Source organism: Xenorhabdus sp. PB30.3 (assembly GCF_963895965.1).
In the GTDB taxonomy this organism is placed as follows: Bacteria; Pseudomonadota; Gammaproteobacteria; order Enterobacterales; family Enterobacteriaceae; genus Xenorhabdus; species Xenorhabdus stockiae.
The window spans coordinates 1-6,124 of the sequence record NZ_CAWQMW010000050.1; the positions used below are offsets into that span (position 1 = coordinate 1).

Below are 6,124 nucleotides of genomic sequence, written 5' to 3' on the forward strand. Positions count from 1 at the left end.
ATATTTTATAGGTAAAAAATTAGATTACATTATTAATGAAATTGGCAAACCAAGAAATCGAAAAAAACATGTCGTTATGTGGGAATCTGGTAGATATGCTCTTTCTGCTTGTATTAATAAAATAGGGAAATGCATAGATATGAAAATTAACTATGTTCATAAGCCCTCTGGTAAATAAAAGATAATCAATATCGTTCAGTGACGTGAGGTTGTTATTTTTTTCTCTTGATAAGTTACCCTCTATTTTTCCTATAACCTTATAGGTGTGAATTCTAGCTTTGGATTAATACTTTATTTCTACAAATAAAGCATAAAATCATGGTTTTTTACTACTAATGAAAAAAACAAATCAGAATATAATCGATGTAGGAATGGAATAATTTTCATATGGAATTAACATGAAAGGCATAATTAGGATTGGGGATAAAACCACTCACGGTGGAGCGGTGCAGGAAGGATCTGGTGTAATGAAATTTTCAGGAATTGGTGTTGCCCGCCTTGGTGATAAAGTATCTTGTCCTATTATAGGGCATGGTATAACTCAAATTATAGAAGGTCACCCTACTTTCAAAGATAATGGTATATCTGTTGCCTTTCATGGCCATAAATGTGGGTGTGGCTGTACATTAATTTCCTCATTGGGTAATGCAACATCGAGTTGATTATGGCTATTGATCTTCTAAATATTCCGGACAAAGCAAATAGGAAAAAGCCACCACAGCTAAAAAAATGGTTATACATACTCTCTGTTTTTATTGGTGGAGCCAGCATTATCACTGCTTTTTTTTGGCCAGAAGGGAAATCGGTTAAATCTCTTTCTTTTATTTTATTTTCATTTGTTTATCCTTTTTCTATCTGGTCACTTATTTTTCTTATCAGGAGATTATATTTCGATCTCAATCAGCTTTGGGCAGATAACTGGGATAGAAAACGAGAAAAGCTTATTGAACACGAAATAAATCGTGGTCAGAAGCATCTTTATCATCTTAACTCTGTTATTCATATTCCAGATGCATTTATGCAGGGTACATTGTCTGAACAATTGGTACACTCCATTATAGAAATGCCAAAGATCGTAGATGCATCCACCGGGAAAATTATTCGTAGAAAATCATTTTGGTCAAAAGTAGAACAAACAGAAGATCTGTTATATGAAAAGATATGCATGTTACTGGCTGATAATGAACTTTCTTTTGCCCTAGCAGATCTTCTCAAGAAAACCAATATTCAGGTATGTTTGGAACTGGATGCAAATTTATCATCTTCACAATATCAAAAAGTATGGGAAAAAGTTTGTAAAAATAGTCATGTTACACTCCCAGTCAGTTATCTTCATAGGCAAGGTGTCGAAACTCTGGATCAATGGATTGATTCTTATTCTTCTCACGAGCCTTTATTGATCATTTCTGTTCATTTATCTAACAGTGATGATGATGGACATGGTGATGCTGCGGTTGCTCTGTTAGTAACATCATCCTTTTCTAAAGTAATAAGTGAAATTGATAGTACTCGATTATGCCGTCCTGAAAACTTAGGTCAAAATGAAATTAATTATGCATTGTCTCAGGCGTTACTATGGGGAAAAAGTTGTGGTGAAGATATTCAATATCTTTGGATATCAGGAATGGGATGTGACAATAAAGCGCAGATAGCTGCTGCGCCATTGGGTGAAGAATATCCCCATTTAACACAGCCTGAAAATCAAATTGATATTGATGGGAAAATTGGCTATGCAGGTTCTGCTTCACCTTGGTTAGCAATAGCCATCGCATTGGAATCAGCGCAAAAAAATCAAAAACCACAATTAATAATGAGTGCAATATCTCAGGATTTAAATAAACCCTGGTTTATGGTGGTTAAATAATTATTACTCTGCATCTTGGAATCTATCAAGTCAGATGAATGTTTTTAATTTTAACAATAATGCATATCGGAGTGAATGATTATTATGCCTGAGTCTGAATCTAAATCAGGAAAATCAGTTGTTTTTCTCGCGGCGGCTTACACCTTAGCAATATTACTGGTTATATTTATCGGAGTGGTTATATATTATTTCAGTATTAATCCAGAGCTGCCAATAAAGAAATTATTGATTTACGCAGGTTCCGTTTTCGGTGCTTTATTCCTGCTTTTTCCCTTTTTTTTATTGGGGTGGAGTAAACACGCTGAGGCGAGTTTTACCTTATTATCCGGTAAGTCTAAAGTAAAAAAAGAGAAAAAAACAAAAGGATCACCAGAACTATATTTGGATTTAAAACAAACATTAAAACTCCGCTATGGCTCTTCATGGAAAAAGAAAATCCAAATCCTGATGGTTATTGGTTCTCCTGATCATGTTGAACAACTTATTCCCGGTTTGGTGGCAGAACAATGGCTGGAATCTGACGGTACTTTGTTAATTTGGGGCGGTAATATTACCGCCAATGTTGATGATACTATCGATCAGTCTCTGTGTCAGTTGCGCCGCACCCGACCACTAGATGCGCTCATCTGGGTTACAGATCAATACCAACACCAAACTTCGCTTGAAGCATCAGTTCATTCGCGTCTCGTTTCCGGCCATGCATTCGAGACATTGAGCCGTCATTTAACCCAGCGCTATCAGTCATTAGGCTGGTGTGTGCCAGTTTATGTCTGGTCTCTGCATCAAACGAGCTGGGATAACGCTTATGAACAAGTTTCAGCGCCGGGTTGTTTCCTGTCTTCCTCCTGTACACAGGAAAGTCTGCATACCAGTCTGAATCAGCTTGTCCCGATGATAACGGAGCAGGGGACTCAACAGCTTATCCATAATTCCCGTCATGATTTTTTACTAACTTTGGCGAATTTTTTGCGTCAGGGAGGCAGTGAAAAAATTAGTGCTTCATTGGCAGTATTTTTCAATTCACACCAACCCTTACCGCTGGCAGGGATAGTGTTTAGCTTGTCATTTATTGCAGGTAAACGTGTGGATATACACCACTGGAGTAGGGATAGCCGTTGGGACAATCTACTGAGTTCGGTTCAGCAGTTGTCGCCGAAGCTGAGGGCAACAAAACTGGGCTGGCAATGGCGGAAAGCGGGAAACCGATTACTGGCCGTCCTGATGGTGATGGCTGGAGCTGGCATGTTGGTTTCCTATGCCAGTAACCGCCATTTAGTGCAGAAAGGAGCGGAGCAGCTTGAATTGACGAAAAATGATCAGGCACTGTTGGCTGAGCGTATTCAGGCGTGGCTGGAATTACAGGATATGTTATCGATGCTGCAATACCGCGAAATGCATGGCACTCCATCTTATGCCCGTCTGGGATTGAGCCAGAATGATACGGTGTTACAGGCACTTTGGCCGGCTTATGCGCAATATGTTATGCCCTGGCTGCGGGATTCAGTCGCTGAGCAGATGGAGAAAAACTTGATTATGCTGGTGAGTCTGCCGCCAAACAGCTCCGCCCGCTCAGTTGCTGCAAAGGAAGCCTATGGTCCTCTCAAAGCTTATCTGATGATGGGGCAACCGGAAAATATTGATGAAGGCGTGTTCAGTGAAGCTGTTATGGCGAACTGGACAGTGCCAGCTGGTATGCCAGCCGCAGCCTGGCAGGCTAAGGCGCCAGAATTACTCTCTTTCTATGCGAAGAACTTGTCCAACAATCCTGACTGGACGATGAAACCTGATGAAGAATTAGTTCGACAATCACGAACGGCATTGGTACGGGAGATTGGTCACCGTAATGGCGAATCCTCGCTATATCAGAAGTTGCTGCAACAGGTTTCTACACATTATGCGGACATGTCTCTCTCTGATATGACAGGCGATACAGATGCTGAGCTTCTTTTCGCGGCAGATAGCTTTGTGCCGGGTATGTTTACCCGCAAGGCATGGGAGGAATCAGTTGAGCCTGCGATCGAACGGTTGGTGAATGAACGACGGATGGAAATTGACTGGGTGTTGAGTGACGGTCAGCAAAATGCCAATGATGAGCTTTCTCCGGAAGTGCTCAAGGTAAAACTGACAGATCGTTACTTTGCTGATTTCTCAGGCGCTTGGCTGAATTTCCTGAACGGTCTGCACTGGAGACGTTCGGATACGTTATCCGATACGATTGATCAATTGACTTTGATGGCAGATGTTCGCCAGTCGCCGCTAATTGGCTTGATGAATACTTTGGCGTATCAGGGCAAAACGGGGCGTCAGGAAGTGTCAGATTCATTTGCTCAATCTGCGAAGTCAATTTTTAATAAGGATAAGCAGCCAGCAATCAGCCAAAAGGTTGGTTTTACCGGCCCTCTGGAACCGACTTTCGGCCCATTGCTGGAACTGATTGAACCCAAAGCCGGAGCACAGGATGGGCAACATCTTAGTCTGTACAGTTTTCTGACACGAGTAACCCGCGTGCGGTTGAAGCTGCAACAGGTGACAAGTTCAGCAGATCCGCAGGCGATGGCTCAAACGATGGCACAGACGATTTTTCAGGGTAAAGCGGTAGACTTATCTGATACCCGTGATTATGGCAACTTGGTGGCAGCCAGTCTGGGGCAGGAATGGAGCGGATTTGGTCAGACAGTATTTGTGCAGCCAATGGAACAGTCGTGGCAGCAGTTGTTGGCGCCAACTGCTGAAAGTCTGAATGCGCAATGGAAACGGGCAATAGTGGATGACTGGAATCTGGCTTTTGGCGGGCGTTATCCGTTTAAATCGGGAGGAAGTGAAGTTTCCCTGCCGTTGCTGGCGCAATACTTACGTGCGGATAGCGGACGGATTAGCCGTTTTCTGGAAAGCCGGTTAAGTGGAGTCTTACGCCGTGAAGGTAATCACTGGGTGCCTGATAGTATTAATGCTCAGGGATTGAAGTTTAATCCGGAATTTCTGTCTGCGTTGAATACGCTGAATGCTTTATCAGATATCGTATTTACCAGTGGCGAAGCGCGGCTCGCGTTTGAAGTACGACCGGGAACGGCCGGTGGGGTAATGCAGACCAATCTGGTGATAGACAACCAGAAATTGATTTACATGAATCAGCGCCCGGACTGGAAGAAATTTATTTGGCCGGCAGATACCACAGCGCAAGGAGCGACCTTAAGCTGGTCGGGTACAAGAGCGAGAATGCGCATTTATGCGGAGAAACCGGGAACGTGGGGTTTTATCCGATTGCTGGAAAAAGCAAAAGTTACACCGTGGTCAGGTTCAGCTAGCAGCTATCAGGTGAGCTGGAAGACGCCGAATGGACAGGTACTAAACTATACGCTGCGAACGGAGGCAGGCGAAGGCCCGTTGGTATTGCTGAAATTACGAGGCTTTGTCCTGCCAGATAGGATATTTGACTAAAAAGGGCGAGTGCAATTGAGGGAATTTATTCCCTCAATCACATCCTCCACCGTCACCTCCTCCACAATCCCCATAGCCAGAGTCATCACTATCACAATCTCCGTCACTATTATTGACATCAATATGAGATGGGATATAGGCAAAATTACTATTTTTGAATTTTTTTTCGAAATATTCATTTTTATTGCATATTGCAATTAATATCCAAAAGAAGTTATCCTGACCTATATAGGTGTTTATAAGCATTTTACAATAGTTAATAAAATTATAGTTTTCTTCGTCCAATATACTTGTTATGGTACGTATTATTTCATTTTCCATACTGTTATCTATAATTAGCATTAGTTGGTTGTTTTTCGCAAATTCCATTATGATGTTGATTCTATCTTGAGTGTTTCTTTGTTTTTGAAACTCATTTTCTTTACTGTAGGATAGTAAGTGTTTTTGAAAATAGATTCCTAATTCTTTGGAAGTGATTTTTTTATTGTCTTTAGTTTTAAATAGCAAAGAGTTTCTTTGTATTTTTGATTTTAATGATTGAATGGATAATTCAAATAATTTTAATTTCCTATCTGCAATGACTTTATTTTTTTTTGATTGTTAATTGTTCTGTTTCTTAGATAAATACTGATATATAAAAATATAACACTAAACGGACCTAGTATATTTACAAAAAAAGAAGAAAAAGAACCAAATCTGTTAGTGTCAATTTCTTCTGCTCTCTCTACGTTAAAAATATCCAGAGTAGAGAGTAGTATGTAAATAGAAAATACAAAGCCAATTAGTTCTATTGTCTTATGTGCAATATTCAATATATAATTA

5 protein-coding genes are annotated in these 6,124 nt (G+C 40.7%); 3 read left to right on the forward strand and 2 right to left on the reverse strand.

From position 1 onward, the window contains the following. Positions 1-398 precede the first annotated feature (398 nt). From AACX38_RS04275 to AACX38_RS04285, 3 genes are all read left to right on the forward strand, one after another. On the forward strand, positions 399-662 hold the full coding sequence (locus AACX38_RS04275) for a PAAR domain-containing protein (RefSeq protein WP_228865781.1): 264 nt from the start codon (positions 399-401) through the stop codon (positions 660-662). A gap of 2 nt (positions 663-664) precedes the next feature. Further along, entirely contained in the window at positions 665-1,864 is a 1,200-nt protein-coding gene (locus AACX38_RS04280; protein ID WP_228865782.1) for a hypothetical protein, read from the forward strand. An 84-nt stretch (positions 1,865-1,948) separates the two neighbouring features. Continuing rightward, positions 1,949-5,302: an ImcF-related family protein gene (locus AACX38_RS04285; protein WP_228865783.1), complete on the forward strand. Its 3,354-nt coding sequence runs from the start codon at positions 1,949-1,951 to the stop codon at positions 5,300-5,302. 33 nt (positions 5,303-5,335) lie between these two features. Here AACX38_RS04285 and AACX38_RS04290 read toward each other — a convergent pair whose 3' ends face one another. Both AACX38_RS04290 and AACX38_RS04295 read right to left on the reverse strand, forming a co-directional pair. Beyond that, entirely contained in the window at positions 5,336-5,809 is a 474-nt protein-coding gene (locus tag AACX38_RS04290; protein WP_228865784.1) for a hypothetical protein, read from the reverse strand. Between the two features lie 53 nt (positions 5,810-5,862). Then, the coding region (locus AACX38_RS04295) for a hypothetical protein (RefSeq protein WP_228865785.1) at positions 5,863-6,124 on the reverse strand (262 nt) is incomplete at its 5' end.